Annotated in this window: 18 protein-coding genes; 9 read left to right on the forward strand and 9 right to left on the reverse strand. The window is 71.4% G+C overall.

Going from position 1 to position 21,725, the window contains the following annotated elements; translation table 11 throughout:
* Positions 1–57 precede the first annotated feature (57 nt).
* Positions 58–474, reverse strand: coding sequence for a cobalamin B12-binding domain-containing protein (locus ACIF80_RS03065; RefSeq protein ID WP_042165276.1), 417 nt, complete (start codon positions 472–474; stop codon positions 58–60).
* A gap of 459 nt (positions 475–933) precedes the next feature.
* Between ACIF80_RS03065 and ACIF80_RS03070 the strand changes: the two genes are divergently transcribed.
* Both ACIF80_RS03070 and ACIF80_RS03075 read left to right on the forward strand, forming a co-directional pair.
* A complete protein-coding gene (locus ACIF80_RS03070; RefSeq protein WP_399798625.1) occupies positions 934–1,791 on the forward strand; it encodes an esterase/lipase family protein in 858 nt (285 codons plus the stop codon).
* 197 nt (positions 1,792–1,988) lie between these two features.
* Positions 1,989–3,809: a peptidoglycan DD-metalloendopeptidase family protein gene (locus ACIF80_RS03075; RefSeq protein WP_399798628.1), complete on the forward strand. Its 1,821-nt coding sequence runs from the start codon at positions 1,989–1,991 to the stop codon at positions 3,807–3,809.
* 119 nt (positions 3,810–3,928) lie between these two features.
* On the opposite strand, the gene pcrA is transcribed toward ACIF80_RS03075, so the two are convergent.
* Positions 3,929–6,424, reverse strand: coding sequence for a DNA helicase PcrA (pcrA, locus tag ACIF80_RS03080; protein ID WP_399798630.1), 2,496 nt, complete (start codon positions 6,422–6,424; stop codon positions 3,929–3,931).
* Between the two features lie 479 nt (positions 6,425–6,903).
* Here pcrA and ACIF80_RS03085 point away from each other — a divergent pair, with 479 nt between their 5' ends.
* Both ACIF80_RS03085 and ACIF80_RS03090 read left to right on the forward strand, forming a co-directional pair.
* Positions 6,904–8,100, forward strand: a complete 1,197-nt coding sequence (locus tag ACIF80_RS03085) for an NlpC/P60 family protein (protein WP_399798633.1) — start codon at positions 6,904–6,906, stop codon at positions 8,098–8,100.
* Between the two features lie 180 nt (positions 8,101–8,280).
* On the forward strand, positions 8,281–9,297 hold the full coding sequence (locus tag ACIF80_RS03090; RefSeq protein WP_399798634.1) for a tellurite resistance/C4-dicarboxylate transporter family protein: 1,017 nt from the start codon (positions 8,281–8,283) through the stop codon (positions 9,295–9,297).
* Here the strand turns inward: ACIF80_RS03090 and ACIF80_RS03095 are convergent.
* Positions 9,275–9,628 carry a hypothetical protein gene (locus tag ACIF80_RS03095; protein ID WP_055609795.1) on the reverse strand — a complete coding sequence of 118 codons (354 nt, stop codon included), beginning with the start codon at positions 9,626–9,628 and terminating at the stop codon, positions 9,275–9,277. The two genes, ACIF80_RS03090 and ACIF80_RS03095, sit on opposite strands and share 23 nt — an antisense overlap.
* A gap of 387 nt (positions 9,629–10,015) precedes the next feature.
* On the opposite strand from ACIF80_RS03095, the gene ACIF80_RS03100 reads away from it, so the two are divergent.
* Positions 10,016–11,065, forward strand: a complete 1,050-nt coding sequence (locus ACIF80_RS03100) for an NlpC/P60 family protein (protein WP_399798638.1) — start codon at positions 10,016–10,018, stop codon at positions 11,063–11,065.
* 44 nt (positions 11,066–11,109) lie between these two features.
* Here the strand turns inward: ACIF80_RS03100 and ACIF80_RS03105 are convergent, their stop codons facing one another.
* Together ACIF80_RS03105 and ACIF80_RS03110 are read right to left on the reverse strand one after the other, a co-directional pair.
* Positions 11,110–11,862: a LuxR C-terminal-related transcriptional regulator gene (locus tag ACIF80_RS03105; RefSeq protein WP_399798640.1), complete on the reverse strand. Its 753-nt coding sequence runs from the start codon at positions 11,860–11,862 to the stop codon at positions 11,110–11,112.
* Positions 11,859–13,151, reverse strand: a complete 1,293-nt coding sequence (locus tag ACIF80_RS03110) for a PspC domain-containing protein (protein WP_399798643.1) — start codon at positions 13,149–13,151, stop codon at positions 11,859–11,861. Before ACIF80_RS03110 ends, ACIF80_RS03105 begins: the two co-directional genes overlap by 4 nt.
* 179 nt (positions 13,152–13,330) lie before the next feature.
* On the opposite strand from ACIF80_RS03110, the gene ACIF80_RS03115 reads away from it, so the two are divergent.
* Together ACIF80_RS03115 and ACIF80_RS03120 are read left to right on the forward strand one after the other, a co-directional pair.
* Positions 13,331–14,776, forward strand: coding sequence for a PspC domain-containing protein (locus ACIF80_RS03115; RefSeq protein ID WP_399798646.1), 1,446 nt, complete (start codon positions 13,331–13,333; stop codon positions 14,774–14,776).
* Positions 14,763–14,996 (forward strand): hypothetical protein, encoded by a 234-nt coding sequence (locus ACIF80_RS03120; RefSeq protein ID WP_399798648.1) that lies wholly within the window; start codon positions 14,763–14,765, stop codon positions 14,994–14,996. Before ACIF80_RS03115 ends, ACIF80_RS03120 begins: the two co-directional genes overlap by 14 nt.
* Positions 14,997–15,167: 171 nt before the next feature.
* Here the strand turns inward: ACIF80_RS03120 and ACIF80_RS03125 are convergent, their stop codons facing one another.
* The 3 genes from ACIF80_RS03125 to ACIF80_RS03135 form a co-directional block, all read right to left on the reverse strand.
* On the reverse strand, positions 15,168–15,698 hold the full coding sequence (locus ACIF80_RS03125) for a DoxX family protein (protein WP_399798651.1): 531 nt from the start codon (positions 15,696–15,698) through the stop codon (positions 15,168–15,170).
* A gap of 132 nt (positions 15,699–15,830) precedes the next feature.
* The gene (locus ACIF80_RS03130) at positions 15,831–17,111 is read right to left on the reverse strand and encodes a hypothetical protein (protein ID WP_399798653.1); all 1,281 of its coding nucleotides are present in this window, start codon (positions 17,109–17,111) and stop codon (positions 15,831–15,833) included.
* Between the two features lie 250 nt (positions 17,112–17,361).
* Positions 17,362–18,162, reverse strand: a complete 801-nt coding sequence (locus tag ACIF80_RS03135; RefSeq protein ID WP_399798656.1) for a class II aldolase/adducin family protein — start codon at positions 18,160–18,162, stop codon at positions 17,362–17,364.
* A gap of 291 nt (positions 18,163–18,453) precedes the next feature.
* Between ACIF80_RS03135 and ACIF80_RS03140 the strand changes: the two genes are divergently transcribed.
* Positions 18,454–18,927: a pyridoxamine 5'-phosphate oxidase family protein gene (locus tag ACIF80_RS03140; RefSeq protein ID WP_399798659.1), complete on the forward strand. Its 474-nt coding sequence runs from the start codon at positions 18,454–18,456 to the stop codon at positions 18,925–18,927.
* 78 nt (positions 18,928–19,005) lie between these two features.
* Here ACIF80_RS03140 and guaA read toward each other — a convergent pair whose 3' ends face one another.
* Positions 19,006–20,586, reverse strand: a complete 1,581-nt coding sequence (gene guaA, locus ACIF80_RS03145; protein WP_399798662.1) for a glutamine-hydrolyzing GMP synthase — start codon at positions 20,584–20,586, stop codon at positions 19,006–19,008.
* Between the two features lie 369 nt (positions 20,587–20,955).
* Here guaA and ACIF80_RS03150 point away from each other — a divergent pair, with 369 nt between their 5' ends.
* Positions 20,956–21,255 (forward strand): chorismate mutase, encoded by a 300-nt coding sequence (locus ACIF80_RS03150; protein WP_399798665.1) that lies wholly within the window; start codon positions 20,956–20,958, stop codon positions 21,253–21,255.
* Positions 21,256–21,725: the final 470 nt, after the last annotated feature.

Genomic DNA, 21,725 nt, shown 5'->3' on the forward strand with positions numbered 1-21,725 from the left:
GTGTGCCGAGGCGCGGTGCCGGGCCCCGCGAGCCCGGCCTGATCCGGACGACAGGCCCTACGCCTCCGCGGGCTGCCGTACGGTCGCGCGGACCCAGTCCACGATCGACGCGGTCGTCGCTCCCGGAGTGAAGATCGCCGCGACGCCCTTCTCCTTCAGCGGTGCGATGTCCGCCTCGGGGATGATCCCGCCGCCGAAGACCAGGATGTCCGCCGCGTCCCGCTCCTTGAGCAGGTCGATCACCGCCGCGAAGAGCGTGTTGTGCGCGCCGGACAGGATGGACAGGCCGATCGCGTCGGCGTCCTCCTGGATCGCGGTGTCGACGACCTGCTCGGGGGTCTGATGGAGCCCGGTGTAGATGACCTCCATACCGGCGTCGCGCAGGGCGCGCGCGATCACCTTGGCCCCGCGATCGTGGCCGTCGAGCCCCGGCTTGGCCACCACCACGCGGATCGGACCGGCTGCCACACCCATCACTGCCTCCATGAAGCGCCTCCATCCATCCGTACCGACACATACCGCACACATCAGCCGTCCGGTACCCCTCACGAGCACCGCACACTCCGCCGCCCACTGCGCCGACAGGGCCACCGCGGTACGGGCGCCCCCGCCCGAACCGGCCGGGGAAGTGAACGAACGTTATCGCCAGCATCCCGCAACCGGCGGTTTCGCGGTGCGGACCGAGGGGGAAATCACACAAAGGGACACGTTCACTGCGCACCGTTCCGGGACCTCGGGATCCGAACCTCGCGCCCATGCATCACACGGGCATCAGTGGGAACATGCGCATAAGGGATTTCGCGACGAGGTCGCCGTGCACCGCGGCCGCACCAAGCGCCTGCCGCGCGCGGCGTCGACCGCTTTCGTCGTGATGCCCCATGAGGGCACACGGGGGACAGAGCTGTCCCTCCGCGTGCCGACAGGAGGTCGGCCATGAAGGTCACGGAGGCAGCACTCCCCTTTCTGCCGCTCTGCCGGCGACTGGCGCCCAACCGGCCGGCGGTTCTCTCCACCGCCCTGCTGAAAGCCACCGCCCTGGAGCTCGCGATCCTCGCGGGCCACGCCCTCCTCTATCCCGTCGGCATGGCGCAGGAGCGGCGGGACACGCTCCCCGAACCCCCCGCGCCGGAGGGCACCGCGAAGCTGCCGACGGAGGCCCGGCCCCCGGTCGTGCTGCTGCACGGATTCATCGACAACCGCTCGGTTTTCGTGCTGCTGCGCCGCAGCCTCGCCCAGCACGGCAGGCAGCGGATCGAGTCGCTCAACTACTCTCCGCTGACGTGCGACATACGCGTCGCGGCCGAACTGCTGGGACGGCACATCGAGGAAGTGTGCGAGCGCACCGGCAGCAGCCGGGTCGATGTCGTCGGGCACAGCCTCGGAGGGCTGATCGGGCGGTACTACGTGCAGCGCCTGGGCGGTGACAGCCGCGTACGGACCCTGGTGACGCTGGGCACCCCGCATTCCGGCACCCGCGTCGCGCCGCTGGCCAACGCGCACCCGATCGTGCGCCAGATGCGCCCCGGTTCACCCGTGATCGAGGAACTCGCCCGCCCCGCGCCCGGCTGCCGCACGCACTTCGTCGCCTTCTGGAGCGACCTCGACCACATCATGGACCCGCTGGAAGCGGCCCGCATCGAGCACCAGGACCTCATCGCGCAGAACGTGCAGGTGAGCGGCGTCGGCCACCTCGCCCTGCCCGTGCACCCCGCGGTGGCCTCCGGCATACGGCAGGCACTGGACACGGCGCATCCCGGGGAACCGACCACCGGTCGCGCGCGGACGGCCTGACGCAGCCCGCCCTCACCTCTCGCCCCGGCCCGACACGCCCGACTCGTCCGCCCTCGACCACCACGGCGACATCGCGTGCTCACCCGAACAACGACAGTCCCGCCCGCCCGACTTGAGGGCGTGAACCCCAACAAATCTCGAACAGGTTTCGAACACAAAACCAAGACCGTGCCTAACCGCCGCCAAAACACAACCGAATGCCCGTTTCCTGCGCGCGTGAAACCTGCAGAAGATTGTCGCGCCCGCATACCGCCGGGTACAGTCGCCGCACTGCTCTGGCAGCCCCTGTTGTCGAGGCGAAAGAGAAGTTGGTGAACGACCGTCACCCGTCGGGGACCATGGCCCCGGCCCCGGCTTCCGACGCCCCGTCGGCGCACTACGCGTCGTACGGCACCCCGGAAGCCCAGTACGGCGACTTCACCATGTACGGCGGCTACGACGCCAACGGTTTCGCCCTCACGGGCCCGGAAACCGGTGGCCACGCCGCCACGGCCTTCTCCGCCGACCCCCTCTTCGCCGACCTTCCCGGCAACGGCCACGACCAGGGGGCGTACGCCACCGGAACCACCACCGGAACCTGGTCCGCCGCAGGCCGCGACACCGCGCACTACGACGCGTACGCGGCCCAGCAGCAGGGCGGCTACGACACCGGCGGCTACGACGCAACCGCCTGGACCACCGGGCAGCAGCAGGCACCGGAGGTGCCGCACCAGGCCGCGGCACCCGACGCGAGCGGCCAGTGGGACTCCGGCGCGTGGCTCCAACCCGACCAGGCCCAGAGTGCCGCCGATCCGACCCAGCAGTGGTACTGGGGCACCCAGACCTTCGACACCGGCGCCTACGACGCCGCGCAGTGGAACTCCGACGGCAGCGCGGTCGCACCAGTCCCGGACGCCTACGCGGACCCCTACGAACACCAGGCCGTGCCCTTCGACCAGCAGGCCACGGCCACGTTCGAACAGCATCCCGCTCCACAGGCGGACACCGTCTCCCCCGCCTCGGGCCTCGATTCGCAGGCCCCTGGCTCCCCCACCTTCGATTCCCAGGCCTCCGCGCAGGAGTCCGGTGACTCCGACCGCGACTCCTACGGTCAGGAGGCCTACGGGCGGGAGCCGCACGAGCCGGACCCCTACGAGAACGTCCACGACGATCCGTACAGGCCCCCTCAGGACGCCTCGGACGACACCGGTGAGCTGCCCGCGGTGGCCCCTCTGCTCGACGAGCAGGAGGAGTCGGTCCCGGTCCCCGCGCCACGCGCGGCGTCGCGTGGCGGGTCCCGTTCCCGCCGCCGTACGCCCGCCAAGCGCTCCGCGCTGCTGACGGTGGCCGTGCCCTCGGCGTGCGTCATGGGTGTCGCCGGCATCGCGGCGGCCTCGGTCGGTGATCTCGCGGAAGAAGGCGGCGGTCAGGAGACCACGAAGGCCGCCGCGGACACGCAGCCGGTACAGCCCGCCGTGGCCAACAACCAGCTCGACACCCAGCTCGAGAGCCTTTCTGCCGGGGCGGGCGATTTCGCCGACCGGGCCAGCCGTACCCAGGAACGTATCGACCTGAAGGCTCAGCAGGTGGCCGACCGCAAGGCGGCGGCCGAGGAGGCCGCCCGCCAGGAGCGGCTGCGTCCGAAGTTCGCGCTCCCCGTCGCGCAGCACGGCCTCAGCGCCTACTACGGCCAGTCCGGCATCAACTGGATGTCCGTGCACACCGGTGTCGACTTCCCCGTCTCGTACGGTGCGACGGTGATGGCCGCGACCGATGGTACGGTCCGCACCCAGTACAACAGCGCCTACGGCAACATGATGATCGTGACGGCGATGGACGGCACGGAGACCTGGTACTGCCACCTCTCCAGCTACCAGGTCCCCTCCGGCACGACGGTGAAGGCCGGCCAGCCGATCGCGTTCTCGGGCAACTCGGGCAACTCGACCGGCCCGCACCTCCACTTCGAGGTCCGCCCGGCCGGCGGATCGGCGATCGACCCCCTGGCGTGGTTCCGCAGCCACGGCCTCGAGCCGTCGTAGAACCGTCCGGCCGTCGGCCCGTCCCGGGGCAGACGCTCCTCCCCCGTCTCACCTTGTGCATCGCCCGGAGCCCTCGCCGCTCCGTGGCGGCGAGGGCTCCGGGCGTGCCGGGCTCCCGGTTACAGCTTCTCGACCGGCGCGTACCGCAGCAGCAGCCGCTTCGGTTTGGTGTCCCCGAAGTCGATCATCGCCTCGGCGTTGCCGCCCGTGCCCTTCATCGCGACGACGGTGCCGAGCCCGAACTGGTCGTGCGTGACCCGGTCCCCGACCGCCAGCGACACCACCGGCTTCTCGGCGGCCCGGCGCGTGGCGAAGCCGGACGCGCCCGACGCCGACGAGCGGGACCGGGACGACGACAGCGAGGCCGCCACCCCGGACACCGGTCCGGAGGACACGGGCGCGGTCGCACCCGTCCGCTTCCACTCCAGGTGGGTGGCCGGGATCTCCTCCAGGAAACGTGAAGGCGGGTTGTACGACGGCTGTCCCCAGGCGCTGCGCAGCGTGGACCGGGTGAGATACAGCCGCTCACGCGCGCGCGTGATGCCGACGTACGCCAGGCGCCGCTCCTCCTCCAGTTCCTTGGTCTCCCCCAGGGCACGCATGTGCGGGAAGACGCCGTCCTCCATGCCGGTCAGGAAGACGACCGGGAACTCCAGGCCCTTGGCGGTGTGCAGGGTCATCAGGGTGATGACGCCGGAACCGTCCTCGTCCTCGTCGGGGATCTGGTCGGAGTCGGCGACCAGTGCGACCTGCTCCAGGAAGTCGGCCAGCGTGCCCCCCGGGGCGGTAACCCCTGATGTCACTGCGCCCTCGCCGCGCTCCTGCTCGAACTCCAGGGCGACGGCGGCGAGTTCCTGGAGGTTCTCGATCCGGGTCTCGTCCTGCGGGTCGGTGGACGCCTGCAACTCGGCGAGGTAGCCCGTACGTTCCAGGACCGCCTCCAGGACGGTCGCCGGTCCCGCGCCGGACTCGACGATCGTACGGAGGTCCTCCATCAGCGTGTTGAACCGCTTGACCGCGTTCGTGGAGCGCGCGGCCATGCCGTACGCCTCGTCGACGCGCTTCAGGGCCTGGGGGAAACTGATCTTCTCCCGCTGGGAGAGGGCGTCGATCATGGCCTCCGCGCGGTCGCCGATGCCCCGCTTGGGGACATTGAGGATGCGGCGCAGCGGCACCGAGTCCTCGGGGTTGGCGAGCACCCGCAGGTAGGCCAGGACGTCCCGGACCTCCTTGCGCTCGTAGAAGCGGACACCGCCGACGACCTTGTAGGGCAGGCCGACCCGGATGAAGACCTCTTCGAAGACACGGGACTGGGCGTTGGTGCGGTAGAAGACGGCGACGTCTCCGGCCTTGGCCTTGCCCGCGTCCGTGAGGCGGTCTATCTCGTCGGAGACGAACTGGGCCTCGTCGTGCTCGGTGTCGGCGACGTATCCGGTGATCTGCGCGCCGGTGCCCGCGTTGGTCCACAGGTTCTTGGGACGGCGGGACTCGTTGCGCTCGATGACGGCGTTGGCGGCGCTGAGGATCGTCTGCGTGGAGCGGTAGTTCTGCTCCAGCAGGATCGTCGTCGCGTTCGGGTAGTCCTCCTCGAACTGGAGGATGTTGCGGATGGTCGCGCCGCGGAAGGCGTAGATCGACTGGTCTGCGTCGCCCACCACGCACAGCTCGGCGGGCGGCAGGGCGTCCGCGCCCGGCGGTGCCTCGCCGGTGCCGACGAGTTCGCGCACAAGGGCATACTGGGCGTGGTTGGTGTCCTGGTACTCGTCCACGAGGACGTGCCGGAAACGGCGGCGGTAGTGCTCGGCGACGTCCGGGAAGGCCCGGAGCAGGTTCACCGTGGTCATGATCAGGTCGTCGAAGTCGAGCGCGTTGGCCTCGCGCAGCCGCGACTGGTAGAGCGCGTAGGCCTGGGCGAGGGTCTTCTCGAAACCGTCGCCCGCCTGTGCGGCGAAGTCCTCCTCGTCGATCAGCTCGTTCTTCAGGTTGCTGATCTTGGCGCTGAAGGACTTGGGCGGGAAGCGCTTCGGGTCGAGGTCCAGGTCGCGGCAGACCAGGGCCATCAGGCGCTTGGAGTCGGCGGCGTCGTAGATGGAGAACGACGACGTGAAGCCGAGCTTCTTGCTCTCGCGGCGCAGGATGCGCACACAGGCACTGTGGAACGTCATCACCCACATCGCGCCCGCGCGCGGGCCGACGAGCTGCTCGACGCGCTCCTTCATCTCGCCGGCGGCCTTGTTGGTGAAGGTGATCGCGAGGATCTGGCCCGGATGGACGCTCCGCGCGGCGAGCAGGTACGCGATGCGGTGCGTGAGCACGCGGGTCTTTCCGGAGCCGGCGCCGGCCACGATGAGCAGGGGAGAGCCGGAGTGCGCGACGGCGGCGCGCTGGTTCTCGTTCAGCCCTTCCAGGAGGGCCGCGGGGTCCAGCACCGGGCGCGGGGCGCCGTCGCGGTAGTGGGTGTCCCGGTCCGGTGGCACGTCGAACTTCCCGCCGAACAGATCGTCCGGAACCTGTTCCGGTACATGATCGTCCTCGGGTGGCGGCGGAGGTTCGTCCGCGGGGCCGCGCCGGGCCTGGAGGTCCGCCAGGAAGCTGTCGTCAAAGAGGCTGCTCATCGCCCTCCGAGTCTAGGGCGCCCCGCTGACAACCCGCGGCCACCCCGGGAACATCCCCGTATTCCGGCGACCGCCGCCGCCCCGCGTCCGGTGTCCGGACGCGCATCCACCCTCGAGGACCGCCCCCTCACCCTGGGTGACGTGACGAAGAAGGTCACGAAAATGTATCGGGCATATCACCCATCAACCTTCACACGAGGCACATGAGTTGGCTACGGTTCGGGCGGGCCGTGCGACCCCCACCGGCGAACCTCGCCGGGCGAGCGGCCTCCGCCGAATCCGTCACTGCCGCCGCGGCAGCCGGAACCGGGGACCCACCGGGAACCCGGGGTGAATCGGCCCGCTCCCTCCCCGGAGCAGCCGTAGGGCAGCCCTTCCGGCCCATCCACCCGCACCCCTCCCGAATCTCCCTGGGGCCAGGATGGCCGGGGAGCCCCTGCCGCTCCCCGCGGCGGAACGTTGGAAGGAGTCGTCCCCCCTTGGCGTCGCACCGCAAGTCGCGCACCCCGGGTACGCGCGTGGCCGGCATACGGACCCCCGCTCTCGCCACGGCGGCCCTCACCTCCGTCGCCCTCCTCTCCCAGACGGCCGACGCCGCACCCTCGGACGACGACCGGCCGAGCCTGGAGGAAGTGGAGAAGAAGGTCGACGACCTGTACCGCCAGGCGGAGTCGGCGACCGAGAAGTACAACGCGGCCAAGGAGAAGACCTCGAAGCAGCGCAAGCGCGTCGACACCCTCCTCGACGACGTGGCCAAGCGCACCCAGACGCTCAACGAGGCGCGGGAGGAACTGGGTTCCTTCGCCGCCGCCCAGTACCGGACCGGTGCCGGCGTCCCCGACACGGCGACCTTCCTCCTCGCGGACTCCCCGCAGGACTTCTTCGACCGGAACCAGCTGATGGACCGGATGACCGGCCGCCAGAAGGCGGCGGTCGACGACTACGTCACCCAGCAGTCCGAGACGATGGAGAAGCGCAAGGAGGCCACCGAGAGCCTCGCGACGCTCACCGACTCGCAGGACGACCTGAAGACCGCCAAGGCCACGGTCCAGAAGAAGCTCGGCACCGCGCGTGAGCTGATGTCGAAACTGACCGCCGAGGAGAAGGCGCGGCTCGCGGCGGCCGAGGAGAAGAAGCAGGAAGAGGCCGCCCGCAAGGCCGCCGAGCTCGCCCGGCAGCAGGCGGAACAGCAGGAGGCCGAGGAGGAGGCGGGGCAACAGCGGCAGGCGGAGAGCGGCTCCTCCGGCACTTCCGACTCCTCCGGCTCCTCGGGCTCCACGTCGACCACGCCGTCGGCCCCGACGGACTCCTCGTACACGGCCAAGGCCGAGAAGGCCCTCGCCTTCGCCCGCGCGCAGATCGGCAAGCCCTACGTCTGGGGTGCCACCGGTCCCGGCTCCTACGACTGCTCGGGCCTGACCCAGGGCGCGTGGAAGGCCGCCGGCGTCTCCCTCCCCCGCACCACCTACGACCAGGTCGAGGCCGGCACCACGATCGCGGTGTCCCAGGCCCAGCCCGGTGACCTCGTCTTCTTCTACGACGACATCACTCATGTGGGCATCTACGTCGGCAACGGCATGATGATCCACGCGCCGAAGCCCGGCACCTACGTCCGCGAGGAGTCGATCTTCTACGACGGCGAGTCGTCGATCCACAGCGTGGTCCGCCCGGCCTGACGGACGCCGGGCACGGCCGGGACACGTCCTGGTGCGGTGTGCATACGGTGCGGTGCGGATGCGGTGGGATGCGACCCGGTGCGGTCCCGTACTCCATGGGATGACGCCACTCGTACGGTGACCGGCCGGTCACCGCGCGGTGAACCCTTCCGGCGCGGCGGGCTCTTCTAATATCGGCCCATGCCCGCCCCTCCCGCCCTCCCCTCCTCCCCCTTCCGCGCCTGGTGGGCACAGCGTTCCCCGGCGGCCGGCGCCGCCGTGATGGCGACCGGCATCGTGTCGGTGGCCCTGCATCTGGCGGGGTGGGAGATCCTCTCGCTGATCTTCCTCGTGCTCGCCTGCGCCGCCTGGCTGGGCCTGGCGGCGGAGTTCACCCTGCGGCTGCTGCGGGAACGGGAGCGATGGGTGTCGGAGGCGGAGACTCCGGGGGCGCTCACCGCGGTCGCCGCGACGGCCGTGCTCGGCACACGGGTGTCCGCGCTGGGCCACGACGCGCTCGCCGGGGCACTGCTCGCGCTGGCCACGGTGCTCTGGCCGGCGCTGCTCGTCCTGGCCGTACGACGCCGGCGCCCGCGCATGCCCGGATCGGTGTTCCTGTGCTGCGTGGCCACGCAGGGGCTCGCCGTCCTGGCCGCGACGCTCGCCGCGGCCGAGTCGGCGGCCTGGCTCGCGCGGGTGGCGCTGGTGCTGTTCTGGTTCGGGCTGGTGCTCTACGTCCTCGCCCTGTCCCGCTTCGACCTGCGGCAGGTGACCGGGGGGGCCGGGGACCACTGGGTCGCGGGCGGTGCGATCGCCATCTCGGCGCTCGCCGGGGCGGAGCTGCTCGCCGCCGACAGCGCCCGGCTGTATCTGTGGAACGACGACGACCACGGTGTCCTTCGCGTGATGACCGTCGGCCTGCTGGTGCTCGACCTGGCCTGGTACGGCGTGCTGCTGGTCGGCGAGGCCGTCCGGCCGCGGCCGCGGTACGACGCGCGGCGCTGGGCGACCGTGTTCCCTCTGGGCATGACGGCGGCGGCGACGCTGTCCGCGTCCGCCGCCGTCGGCGTCCCGTGGCTCGAGGGCCCGGGGCGTGTGCTGCTGTGGGTCGCGGTGGCCGTCTGGCTGGTGGTCGCCGTCGGTGCGGTGACCTCGGCGCGGGCCGCGATCACGTCCGGGCCCGTGCGGGAACCCGTCAGGTCCACAGCACGGCGATGAAGATGTTCGCCGTGGTCAGCAGGCCGACGAGGCCGAACAGGCTCTTGTCCACCTTCTCGTCGTCCCGCTTCACGTAGACCAGGCCGAGGATCACGATCAGCAGGGCCAGCTTGACGCCGATCTTGATGTTGTCGACGGAATAGTCCTGTGCCTGGTTCAGCCCGACCAGGACCACACCGGTGACCAGCATCGTCAGCGCACCGTGCAGCATGGCGGGAACGAAGCGCGCGGTGCCCTGGCCCATCGCCTTCATCTGGGTGAGGAAGCCACCGAGGAGCGACGCGATGCCGATGATGTGCAGGCCGACGAAGAGGTGGATGAGTACGTCCATGAGGCCGGAGCCTAACGAGGCCCCCGCCCGCCACCCGACACCGCCCCGGCCCGCGGTCTCCTGACCCGGCGCGCCGCATAGCACTCGGGCCCACCGCCCCGCCTCTCATTCGGCGCTTTGATCATCGCGCTGACGGAAGGCGACGGCCGCGGCCCGCACCTTCGATCTCCCGCGCTCACCCAACGATCCGCTCCCGTCATTTCCGATCAACCCGTCACCAGGCCGTCCGGGCCCGGAATAGCGTCCTCCACCAGGTGACCGGCTCCCCACCGCCGCCCGGACCAGGGGCGGCAGCCGGACACCACCGCCCGAAGGCGCGGCGGCCGAGCCATCCGGCCGGCCGTGCGCACGGACCGGGCGGTCGTCGGGAAAGGACGTGGAGTCCACGTGGCAGCACACCGCAAGCCCAGACAGCTCCTGATGGGCGGCGGCAGGACCCGCAGGGCCGTCACTCTCGCCCTCGCCGGCGCGGCCACCGCGACCGGATTCGACGGGACGGGGCACGCCGAGCCTCAGCTGACACCGGGACAGGTCAAGGCCGAGGCCGACAAGCTGTTCCAGGAGGCGGAGGCCGCCACCGAGAAGTACAACGGTGCGAAGGAGAAGGCGGAGTCGGCCGGGCAGCGGCTGCACGACCTGCAGGACGAGGCCGCACGCGAGGAGGACCGGCTCAACTCCGCACGAGCGGCGCTGGGGTCGGTCGCGGCGGCGCAGTACCGCAGTGGCGGCCTCGACCCCGCGCTGCAACTCGTCCTCTCGGACGACCCCGACGGCTATCTGGACGGCGCCGCGTTCGCCGAGCGGGCGGGCAGCCGACAGAACGCGGCCGTGGGACGCGTACGCGAGCAGCTCCGCGAGATCGAGCAACTGCGCGGTGCCGCCCGCCTCGAACTCACCTCACTGACGTCCCGTCAGTCGGAGCTGAAGCGGCACAAGAAGACGGTCACCGGCAAGCTGGACGCCGCACGCCGTCTGCTGTCCCGGCTGACACCCGAGCAGCGCACGGAACTCACCGACGGCGGCACGGACCGCACCGGCCCGGCCGCCCCCGGCTCCTCCCCGGGCTCGGTCACTTCCCAGGCGCCCGGCCCCCGAGCCGCCGACGCCGTCTCCTACGCCCACCAGAAGCTCGGCAGCCCCTACGTCTGGGGCGCCACCGGCCCGAACACCTTCGACTGCTCGGGCCTCGTCCAGGCCGCGTACCGCTCGGCGGGCGTGTCCCTGCCCCGCACGACCTACGCCCAGATCAACGCCGGCCGCCGCGTCGCACGCTCCGAACTCCGCCCCGGCGACCTGGTCTTCTTCTACTCCGGCATCACCCACGTCGGCCTCTACATCGGCAACGGGCAGATGATCCACGCCCCGAACTCCGGTTCCTCGGTCCGCGTCGCCCCGCTCACCGAGATGCCCTTCGCGGGAGCCACCCGGGTGGCCTGACGGCCGGGCTCACCGGCTCACGGACATGAAGCCGTACGAGCCGGTCACACCAGACGGCGCGCCGTGGCCCAGCGGGTCAGTTCGTGGCGGTTGGAGAGCTGGAGTTTCCTGAGGACGGCCGAGACATGGGACTCGACCGTCTTCACCGAGATGAAGAGCTGCTTGGCGATCTCCTTGTACGCGTATCCCCGGGCGATCAGCCGCAGCACCTCGCGCTCGCGCTGGGTGAGGCGGTCGAGGTCCTCGTCCACCGGCGGGGCGTCGGTCGAGGCGAAGGCGTCGAGGACGAAGCCGGCCAGGCGGGGGGAGAAGACGGCGTCGCCCTCCTGGACCCGGAACACCGAGTCGACCAGGTCGGCCCCGGTGATCGTCTTGGTCACGTATCCGCGGGCGCCGCCCCTGATCACGCCGATCACGTCCTCCGCCGCGTCCGAGACGGACAGCGCGAGGAAACGGACCGGCTGCTCGGTGTTGCCCATCAGCGGGGCGCAGCGCCGGAGCACTTCCACACCGCCGCCACCGGGCAGGTGCACGTCGAGGAGGACGACTTCGGGCCGGGTCGCGGTGATGACCGTGACCGCCTGGTCGACGTCCGCGGCCTCGCCGACCACCTCGACGCCGGTCTGTTCGGTCTGTCCGATCTCGGCCTGGACGCCCGTGCGGAACATGCGGTGGTCGTCGACGAGGACGACACGCACATGGCGTCCGGCGCCGCCGGTGGGCTGCGCGGACCCGGCGGCCTGGGCAGCCGGTCCCGCCGTTCCGTTCGGCTCGGTCGGCTCGTTCGGCTCGCTCATGACGTGTTCTCCGCCCTCTCCATCTCCAGTTCGACCTCCGTGCCGCCGTCCGGCACCGCGCGCAGCCGCGCCGTGCCGCCGTGGCGCTCCATGCGGCCGATGATCGATTCTCTGACACCCATGCGGTCGGCGGGTATCGAGTCGAGGTCGAAGCCGGGGCCGCGGTCCCGGACGGACACGAAGACCGTCCTTCCCTCGACTTCGGCGTAGACCTGTACGGCACCCCCCTCGCCACCGTACTTGGCCGCGTTCACCATCGCTTCGCGCGCGGCCTGCATCTGCGGGCCGGTCTTCTCGTCGAGCGGGCAGTCGCCGACGACGACGACCTCGATGGGGACGCCGTGCTTGTCCTCCACCTCCGCGGCATTGCGCCGTACGGCGTCGGCGAGGGTGGTGGGCTCGTCCGCCTCGTCCTTGCCGGTGCCCTCGGGTTTGTAGAGCCAGGTGCGCAGGTCGCGCTCCTGGGCGCGGGCGAGCCGGCGCACCTCGCCCGGACTGTCGGCGTTGCGCTGGATCAGGGTGAGGGTGTGCAGCACCGAGTCGTGGACGTGGGCGGCGACCTCGGCGCGCTCCTGGGCGCGGATGCGCATCAGCCGTTCCTCGGAGAGGTCCTGGGTCATACGCACGAGGTAGGGACCGGCGAGGAGCGTGATCCCGACGAGGACCGCGAGGGCCGCCTGCAGCACCGACGCGAGGTGGGCGCCGGAGCCCCGGAGGACGAAGATGCCCGACACACCGGCCGTCACCAGCAGTACGCCGGCGCCGGCCCGCAGCAGGGTGACCGTGCGGCGGCGGCTGCCGACCTCGACCCAGCGGGCCCGGCGCGCGTTGTCAGCCTGCCGCCAGACCAGGGCGACGCCCGCGCCGACGAGCACGGTCGGCCAGAGGTAGGCCCTGGCGCCGTTGGACAGGTTCACATTGCCGACGAAGACCATGGCCACGACGACCATGAGGAGCAGGGCGACGATCTGGCCCTTGTCCGGTCTGCGGGTGACGAGTCTGCGCCGGCCGTCCGGCGAGCTCTCGGTCGCGACCGGCGTGGGCGGCTTCTGCGCGTCCACGCCGCCGACCCCGAGGGGTACGAAGAACCAGAAGGCGGCGTACAGCAGTGCGCCCAGGCCGTCGGCCATGAACAGGCCTACGAAGACGAGCCGTACCCAGATCACGGGCAGCCCGAGGTGTCCGGCGAGCCCCCGCGCCACACCACCGAGCCAGCGTCCGTCACTGCTGCGGTAGAGCTTGCGCGGCGGCCGCGGCTCTGCGAGTGGCGCTGCTGCGGCTTCCGACATGCCAATGATGGTCACACGGCCCCTGGTTCCGCGGCATCAGGGTCGGTCCCGGAGACTCCCCTGATCTCCCGGGGTCCGGCTCCTCGAACGCTCCCCGGCCACCCCTCAGGGCCGATATCAGGGTCCGGCCAGGGTCGTCCCGACTGCCGTCGCGGCGGCTCGCCCGTCACCATGGACTCATGACAGATCACCAGCACGCCGCGACGGGTCCGGGACCCGGCTCCGGCCCGCGCCCTTCCCAGGGCGCCGGGCCTCGGGATGCCGCGTCCGCCTCGGGCGCGGCAGGCGGTACGGCGGCCGGGGAGACCGCCTCCGCCGGAGCTCCGCACCCTCCCGGCGAGGCACCCGTGCCCGAGCCGCCGCACCGTTTCCGGCGCGACCGCCGGCACCAGATGCTCGGCGGAGTGTGCTCCGGGCTCGGCCGGCAGTGCGACATGGACCCGGTGATCTTCCGCATCACGCTGGCGGTGCTCTCCGCCACCGGTGGCGTCGGCCTCATCTTCTACGGCTTCGCCTGGCTCCTCGTCCCGTACGAGGGCGAGGAGGAGAACGAGATCCGCAGGCTGCTGACCGGCCGGGTCGACGGCCACACGCTGGCGGCCATACTCTTCGCGCTGGTCGGCTGCGGTGTCTTCCTCACCATGCTGAACAACGGCGGGGTGCTGAGCTTCGCCGTGATGCTCTCCCTGCTGCTCGCCGGGGCCGGGTACTGGTCGCGGCAGCGCGGTACCCCCAGCCCCGACCCCCTCGCCGCCCAGGCCGTCGCCGACGCCCCGCCGGAGCCCCAGGCCCCGCCTGTTCCCGCCGCCTTCTCCTCCTGGTGGCGCGACCCCATCGTCAAGGACGGTACGCACATCGGCGGCACGGGCTATCTGTGGGGACCCCGGGACTCCCGGGATCCGGACATCGCCTCCAGGATCGACGTCAGACTCGATCCCCACTCCTCCGCCCGCGGCGACTCGCCCACCCGGCACCGGGCGGCGAAGCCGCGCGGTCCCCGCTGGATCGGCGGCTGGATCTTCCTGCTCGCTCTGCTCGCGGCCGGCCTGGGCACAGGCCTGACCTGGCAGGAGCAGCCGCTCGGCACCAGCCTGCAGACCGGTCTCGCGGGTGCGCTCGCCGTCTTCGGCCTCGGCCTGGCGGTCAGTGCTTTCCTGGGCCGTACCGGAGCGGGGTCGATCCTCCTGGCGGTCATCACCGCGGGGCTGCTCGCCGCCTCCTCGGCCGTGCCCAAGGACATCGGCACCGAGTGGATGCGCACCGCCTGGGAGCCGGCCTCGGTCGCGCAGATACGGCCGGCCTACGACTTGGGCACCGGCACCGGCACCCTGGATCTGTCCGGGGTGCGGATACCCGAGGGGGAGACCGTGTCGACCCGGGCGAACGTCGGCGTGGGCCGCATCCACGTGATCGTGCCCGAGGGCGTGACCGTGAAGCTCAGCGTCGACGTGGGAGTGGGCGACATCCAGCTTCCCGGCGACAAGCAGAAGGACGTGGACGTGGCACCGGGCAAGCACGAGGAGGTGACCCTGCGGCCTGCCGCGGGCGCCGAGAAGACGGGGACGCTCGAGCTGGACATCCACGTCGGCGCGGGACAGGCGGAGGTGAGTCGTGCTACGTCATGAGTTCCAGCCCGGCAGGCTGCTCTCCGGGCTCTTCCTGACCCTCGCCGCCGTGCTCTACGCGGGCGACGCGAACGGCGCCTGGGAGACACCGTGGTTCGTCGTGATCCCCGTCGTCGCGGGCGGTCTGTGCCTGGCCGGATCGGTGTCCGCGGTGACGGGACTGATACGGCGGCACAAACGCTCCGACGCTCGGGAGACCCGGGCCAAGTCGCCCGCCTGAGAACCCGGCCTGGCGGGGTGACCTGATGGGGGGTGACTTGGCGGGGCCGGCCGACGAGGCGGCCTGGCCGATGGGGTGGGCGGGAAGGCGGGCCGGGCCCGATGCGGGCGGCCCGCCCCGCCGGGACGGACGGGCGGACCCGCCGGGCCCGCCCGTTCGAGGAGCGGGGTCCTACCGGTGGTCCCCCACCCGCCGGCGCCGTCGCGACCGTAGGGCGGCGTCCACGGAGAGGAGGGGGGCGCCTGCGAGCAGCAGCGGAGTCCAGGCCATGAGGTAAGGGAGGTCGTTGCCGTAGTAGTAGGGCTCGGCGGCCCAGCTCACGGTCAGCCACAGGCTGAGGGAGATCAGCGCACCGCCGAGGGCGGCCACCCGGGTGAGCAGACCGATCAGGGTTCCGATCCCGACGGCCAACTCGCCGAGGGCAATGGCGTAACCGAAGGCGACGGGATTCTCCAGGGACATGTCGACCAGTGCGGGAATGGCCGAGGAATCGCGGACGGCCCGCATCATGTCGCCGATCGACCCGGCCCCGGCGTCCTTCATGAACGCGCTGTCGGTGAGTTTGTCGATCCCCGCGTAGATGAAGGTGACGCCCAGAAAGATTCGCAGAGGAAGGAGGGCGTACCGAGTGGCGGTGTCCCGCCAGTCTCTGTCGCCTTCGAGGTGAGGGCTGTACGTATCCGCTCGCATACCGTGAGTCATCGCCGTCTGTCGCCTCTCGCCGCCGTACCGAGCCCCCCTCAACAGACCATACGTACGACAATCAACAGCGGATCAATCCAAGACCGCTCGGATTTTTTCGGACGTTCGCCGGACAGCGGCGGAAGGATGCCTCTAGTCCGTCACGTCGATCGCGTACCGGTTCGTCTCCACCCCGGCTGCCGTGACGACCTGAACCTCGACCCGTCCCGGTTCCACGTCCGCCGGGACCGGAACCGTCAGCAGGGCGTCCGTCGGGTTGTCGAAGCCCCCGGCCACCGGCACCAGCGGCACGTGGACGTGCACGGCCCCCACCCGGACGACCATCCGGGCCAGCCGATCGGCTCCCTGGGCGCCCAGCGGGACGAAGCCGGCCCCGCGGATCTCGATGTCGTCGCCGGTCCGGATCGGCGCGTCCAGGTCGCCGGCCTCCCGTGCCCGCACCACCGAAAGGATCACCGGCCGGCCACCCTCCGCGTACTTCCCGGCGAGATAGGTCGCCGCCGACACCAGCACCACCACGGCCAGTCCCCAGGGCAGGTCCGGCAGTTGGTCCGGCCGCCGTGCCAGCCGCACCGCCGCGAACGCCAGCGCGACGCCGCTGATCACGACGTACTGGATGTCGGCGAAGCCGCCGCGGCCCGCGTCGTCGGTCAGCAGATCGGCCGCCCGGGGCCGGTCCGCACGCACCTTCTGCAGCCGTTGCCCCTGCACCCGAAGTCCGACCACCCGCCGTACCACCACGGCGATCCCGCACACCACGGCGAGGACGGTCACCACCCCCGCACCGCGGGCGAGTTCCAGTCCCGCGATCAGCGCGTCACGCTCCCGGTGCCCGGAGGCGACGGCCAGTTGTCCGACCAGGACCAGGACCGCGTAGGCCAGGAAGAGGACCCAGGCGGCCGCCACCGCGCGGGAGGTGGAGAGGCGGTTGTCCTCCCCGATCACCGGGGCCAGGATCCCGCCGCGCGCTCGGTGGAACCACGAGGCCGCGGTCAGCGCACCGGCGACCACCAGCGCGGCCAGCAGTCCGGCCGTGCGGGCGGCGCTCCACCCCGGACCGATCGCCGTGAGCGCCTGGCCCAGGAGCAGCAGGACGACCGCCGACCACACCACCACCGCCGTCCGGCGCCACAGGCGTGCCAGCCAGGCCGTGCCCTCGGCCCGGCCGCGCCGGGCGACGAGTTCGGCGGCCTGCGCCAGTTCCTCCGAGACCCACTGGCGGGAGGCGGAGGCCGAGTGGGCCACCGCCGCGGGCAGCCCGTGTCCGGCCGCGAACTCCTCGCGTTTCAGCAGGAACGCGGCGACCGCGCGCCGATGCCCCTCACGCACTCCGTGCGGACAGTCCCCGCAGGCGCAGCCGCCCTCGTGGGCGCCCGCGTCCGCGCCGCCCTGTCTCGCCTCCTGCACCGCCACGCCCGAAGCCCGCCTTCCCCGCATCCACATGCACGTTCACGATCCCGGTCACGTTCCCGGCCACCTGCACCGGTGCACGCAACTCCCCTGCAATGACAGCGAATTGTGCCCTACGTCCACCCCTCTCCGCCCGGCAGGTCCGGTCAGGGGGAGTGACGCCCGAGGCATCGTGTTGACCCGGCAGCAAGAATTACCTTATGGCCGATATCGTCCGGCAGGGCGGGTTTCCCCCAACCCCTGGTCGCTCCGGTCAGCTCAGCAGGTCGGGCTCACTTCGGCTGATGTCCTGCCACATCGGCTGGTAGTTGATCCAGGCCACCAGGTCCCCACCCAGTTGCTCCCGTGTCGCCACCGCCTGCCGGTGGTCGATCAGGACGGGCCGGCCCGCCGCCTTCGCGCTGAGCTGCACCTGGCAGGAGCGTTCCATGGACACGAACCACCAGGCCGCCGCGTCCACCGAGTCGCCCACGGTGAGCAGCCCGTGATTGCGCAGCACCAACGCCTTGTGGGAGCCGAGCGCGGCCGCGATGCGCCTGCCCTCGTCCGCGTCGACGGTGACACCGCTGTAGGTGTTGTAGAGGGCGTGGTCCTCGTAGAACGCGCAGCTCTCCTGGGTGATCGGGTCGAGCAGGTCGCCGAGGGCGGCGAGCGCACGGCCGTGGACCGAGTGGCAGTGGGCGACCGCGACGACGTCGGGCCGCGCCGTGTGCACCTGCGCGTGCACGGTGAACGCCGCCTGGTTGACGTGGTGGCCGCCCTGGACGACCCGGCCCTCCCGGTTGACCAGTACCAGGTCGCTCACGGTGACGTGCCGGAAGGGCATTCCGAACGGATTGACCCAGAAACAGTCCGAGAACTCGGGATCGCGTGCGGTGATGTGTCCGGAGACCCCGTCCTCGAAGCCGAGCCGCCCGAACAGCCGCAGCGCGCCCGCGAGCCGCTCCTTGCGGTGCCGGCGCTCGTCCTCGACCGACTCGTGCATGGGCGGCATGGCGAACCGCAGCCGGTCGGTGGGCAACGGCAGAAGCGGGGGCGGGGTCTGCCCGTGCATAAGTCCTCCTGCAAGGGGGGTCGCATGGTGCGGAAGTTACCGTCGTGCAGCCATGGGCGACAGATCGATTCCGTAAAGATCCGGTGTGACGTGACAAAGCCGACACCCTCGCTCCGTACGGTGCCCGCCGTGCCGGCCGAAGGCATCCTCGGTCGAAGGCCTCCTTCCCGAGACCTTCAGGGCCACTTCCCGAAAGCCGCCCTCCGGAAGCCGCCATCCGGAGGACCCCCGTCCGGTGGAGTCGGCGGATACCCGACACAAGACGTCCGGTATTCACGCCACACTCGGCCCATGAACACGAACTGGGGGGCCTTCACCACCGCCGAACCCGAACTCGCGAAGACCGTGGAGGAACGCTTCGTCGCGTACACCCACCACGTCCTCGCCACCCTGCGCAAGGACGGGGCGCCGCGCACCACCGGTCTGGAGGTGCGTTTCCTGGGCGGCGAGCTGTGGCTCGGCATGATGCCGGACTCGTTCAAGGCGTTCGACCTGCGCCGCGACCCGCGCTTCGCGCTCCAGGCGAACCCCGGCCCGGGCACGGGCATGGGCGGCGGGGACGTCCGGATCAGCGGACGGGCGTTCGAGGTCGAGGACGAGGACACCCGGCACAGGTACACCGAAGAGGTGGAACCGCCGGAGCCGTTCCACCTCTTCCGCACCGAGTTGACGGAGGTCGTACGAACCTACGTGGAGGACGAGACGTATCTCGTGCTCCAGGTCTGGAAGCCCGGTGAGCCGGTGCGCACGCTCAAGCGGGCCTGACAAGGACGGGCAGGGCCGATGGGACGGGCAGGACCTGGCGGGAAGCACTCCCCGCCGGCCGCTGCTCCCCGCCGGGCACTACTCCCACTCGATGGTCCCCGGCGGCTTGGACGTCACGTCGAGGACGACACGGTTGACGTCCCGCACCTCGTTGGTGATGCGGGTCGAGATCTTCGCGAGGACGTCGTACGGCAGCCGCGACCAGTCCGCGGTCATGGCGTCCTCGGAGGAGACGGGCCGCAGGACGACCGGGTGGCCGTAGGTCCGGCCGTCGCCCTGGACGCCGACGGACCGCACGTCCGCGAGCAGGACCACCGGGCACTGCCAGATGTCCCGGTCGAGACCGGCCGCGGTCAGCTCCTCGCGGGCGATGGCGTCGGCCTCGCGCAGCAGGTCGAGCCGCTCCTTGGTCACCTCGCCGACGATACGGATGCCGAGCCCGGGGCCGGGGAACGGCTGGCGCTGGACGATCTCGTCGGGCAGGCCGAGCTCCTGGCCGACCCTCCGGACCTCGTCCTTGAACAGCTGGCGCAGCGGCTCGATCAGCTGGAACTCGAGGTCCTCGGGGAGTCCGCCGACGTTGTGGTGCGACTTGATGTTGGCGGTGCCGCTGCCGCCGCCGGACTCGACGACGTCCGGGTAGAGGGTGCCCTGGACCAGGAACTCCACGGCCGGGCCCGCGTCCGCGATGATCTCGGCCTGGGCCTGCTCGAAGACCCGGATGAACTCGCGGCCGATGATCTTCCGCTTCTCCTCGGGGTCCGAGACGCCCTTGAGCGCGGCCAGGAACCGCTCCGACGCGTCGACGACCTTCAGCTGGACGCCGGTCGCGGCCACGAAGTCCTTCTCGACCTGCTCGGTCTCGCCCTTGCGCATCAGACCGTGGTCGACGTACACGCAGGTCAGCTGGGAACCGATGGCCTTCTGGACGAGGGCCGCGGCGACGGCGGAGTCCACTCCGCCGGAGAGGCCGCAGATGGCGCGCCGGTCACCGACCTGCTCGCGGATGGCGGCGACCTGCTCCTCGATGACGTTGCCCGTGGTCCAGTCCGGGCTCAGGCCGGCGCCCCGGTACAGGAAGTGCTCCAGCACCTGCTGCCCGTACGTGGAGTGCATGACCTCGGGGTGGTACTGGACGCCGTAGAGCTTCTTGACGTCGTCCTCGAAGGCGGCGACCGGGACGACGTCCGTGGACGCCGTGACGGCGAAGCCCTCGGGAGCGGCGGAGCAGGCGTCGCCGTGCGACATCCACACCTCCTGCTCCTCCGGGGTGCCCTCGAAGAGGGTGGAGGCCGACTTGGAGACGTGCAGTCCGGTACGGCCGTACTCACGGGAGCCGGTGTTGTCCACCTGGCCGCCGAGGCTCTGAGCCATGAGCTGGAAGCCGTAGCACATGCCGAAGACCGGGACGCCGGCCTCGAAAAGTGCGCGGTCGACGGTGGGAGCGCCCTCGGTGTACACGGACGAGGGGCCGCCGGAGAGGATGATCGCCGCCGGGTTCTTGGCGAGGATCTCCGCGACCGGCATGGTGCTCGGCACGATCTCGCTGTAGACCCGGGCCTCACGGACACGGCGGGCGATGAGCTGGGCGTACTGCGCGCCGAAATCGACGACCAGGACGGTGTCGGGCGCGTGGGCAGCGGAAGTCGCTGATGACACGAGGTGCCTTCCGGCGGTGGGGCGGAGTCTGGTGCCTCCCAATTCTACCGGGAGGCACGCGCCTGCCCTCCCCCTCACTCCCGGAGCTCGCGCGACAGCACCGCGCAACCGCACCGCGCGACAGGTCCGTCTCAGCATGCGATCCGTGTTGGACGGCCGGGAACCGCGCGGCATACTGGAACCATGCTCACGCACCCGACCTTCCTCTTTACCTATGGCAACCGGCCCACCGGCTGCCATGGTCGTGCTGCTTGAGCCACTGACAAGCAACTTCCCAGGCGCCCCGGGCCGACAAGGTCCGGGGCGCCTGGCGTTTTCGGACCATGGCACCCCGGGGTACTCCGCACCGTCCGACGAGGAGCCCCCGACATGAGCACCACCACCGAAGCCACGAGGACCGAGAAGACCGGCGCCCGCACCGCCGAGGCCGCCGGCGTGATCACCGGTGCACGCGAGCGGATCGACGCGCTCGACGATCGGATCATCGGCCTGGTCCAGGAACGGATGGCCGTGTCGGCCGTCATCCAGCAGGAACGGATCGCCTCGGGCGGCCGACGCGTGAATCTCTCCCGCGAGATGGAGATCCTCGGCCACTACAGGGACGCCCTGGGCAAGCCGGGCACCGCGCTCGCGATGACCCTGCTGGAGCTCTGCCGCGGCCGGATCTGAATCCGGGCCGACGGACCGCCCGGTCCGCCCATCGGCCCGCCCGACGGCCGGTCCGCCCGTCGGCCCTCCGGCCCGTCGCCCCGGCCACCGGTACTGGACCCCCGTTACAGGTACAGACGTACGCATCCTTTCTCACCCGTACGACGCGTGACCGGAACCGGGATCGCGCCGTTGGTACCGGTGTCCGTGTCAGCCAGGGGCGGGCCCGACAGAACCACGCGTGGCTCGCCGGAGCGATGCGATGTGCGGATCGTGCCGTGCGTCGTGGGACCTCGCTCCGGACGAGTGACCGGACGGCAGGGGACAGCAGCCCGGTCACCCAAGAGAACGGCCGGCTCCGGGGACGCCCGGAGCCGGGGGGGGGGGGGGGGGGGCCCCCCCGGGGCCCCCCCCCCCCCCCCGCCCCCCCCCCGGGGGGGGCCGGGGGGGGCCCCCCGGCCCGCCCCCCCCCCGCGGGGGGCCCGCGCCGC

This window comes from Streptomyces sp. NPDC085927 (genome assembly GCF_044540975.1).
Taxonomy (GTDB): domain Bacteria; phylum Actinomycetota; class Actinomycetes; order Streptomycetales; family Streptomycetaceae; genus Streptomyces; species Streptomyces hirsutus.

Coding starts and splice junctions, on each gene's coding strand:
- ACIF80_RS03140 (WP_399798659.1), top strand. CDS start 18,454: ATGAACACGAACTGGGGGGCCTTCACCACCGCCGAACCCGAACTCGCG.
- ACIF80_RS03090 (WP_399798634.1), top strand. CDS start 8,281: ATGCCCGCCCCTCCCGCCCTCCCCTCCTCCCCCTTCCGCGCCTGGTGG.
- ACIF80_RS03105 (WP_399798640.1), bottom strand. CDS start 11,862: ATGAGCGAGCCGAACGAGCCGACCGAGCCGAACGGAACGGCGGGACCG.
- pcrA (WP_399798630.1), bottom strand. CDS start 6,424: ATGAGCAGCCTCTTTGACGACAGCTTCCTGGCGGACCTCCAGGCCCGG.
- ACIF80_RS03110 (WP_399798643.1), bottom strand. CDS start 13,151: ATGTCGGAAGCCGCAGCAGCGCCACTCGCAGAGCCGCGGCCGCCGCGC.
- ACIF80_RS03125 (WP_399798651.1), bottom strand. CDS start 15,698: ATGACTCACGGTATGCGAGCGGATACGTACAGCCCTCACCTCGAAGGC.
- ACIF80_RS03115 (WP_399798646.1), top strand. CDS start 13,331: ATGACAGATCACCAGCACGCCGCGACGGGTCCGGGACCCGGCTCCGGC.
- ACIF80_RS03150 (WP_399798665.1), top strand. CDS start 20,956: ATGAGCACCACCACCGAAGCCACGAGGACCGAGAAGACCGGCGCCCGC.
- ACIF80_RS03065 (WP_042165276.1), bottom strand. CDS start 474: ATGGGTGTGGCAGCCGGTCCGATCCGCGTGGTGGTGGCCAAGCCGGGG.
- ACIF80_RS03135 (WP_399798656.1), bottom strand. CDS start 18,162: ATGCACGGGCAGACCCCGCCCCCGCTTCTGCCGTTGCCCACCGACCGG.
- ACIF80_RS03075 (WP_399798628.1), top strand. CDS start 1,989: ATGCCCGTTTCCTGCGCGCGTGAAACCTGCAGAAGATTGTCGCGCCCG.
- ACIF80_RS03095 (WP_055609795.1), bottom strand. CDS start 9,628: ATGGACGTACTCATCCACCTCTTCGTCGGCCTGCACATCATCGGCATC.
- ACIF80_RS03070 (WP_399798625.1), top strand. CDS start 934: ATGAAGGTCACGGAGGCAGCACTCCCCTTTCTGCCGCTCTGCCGGCGA.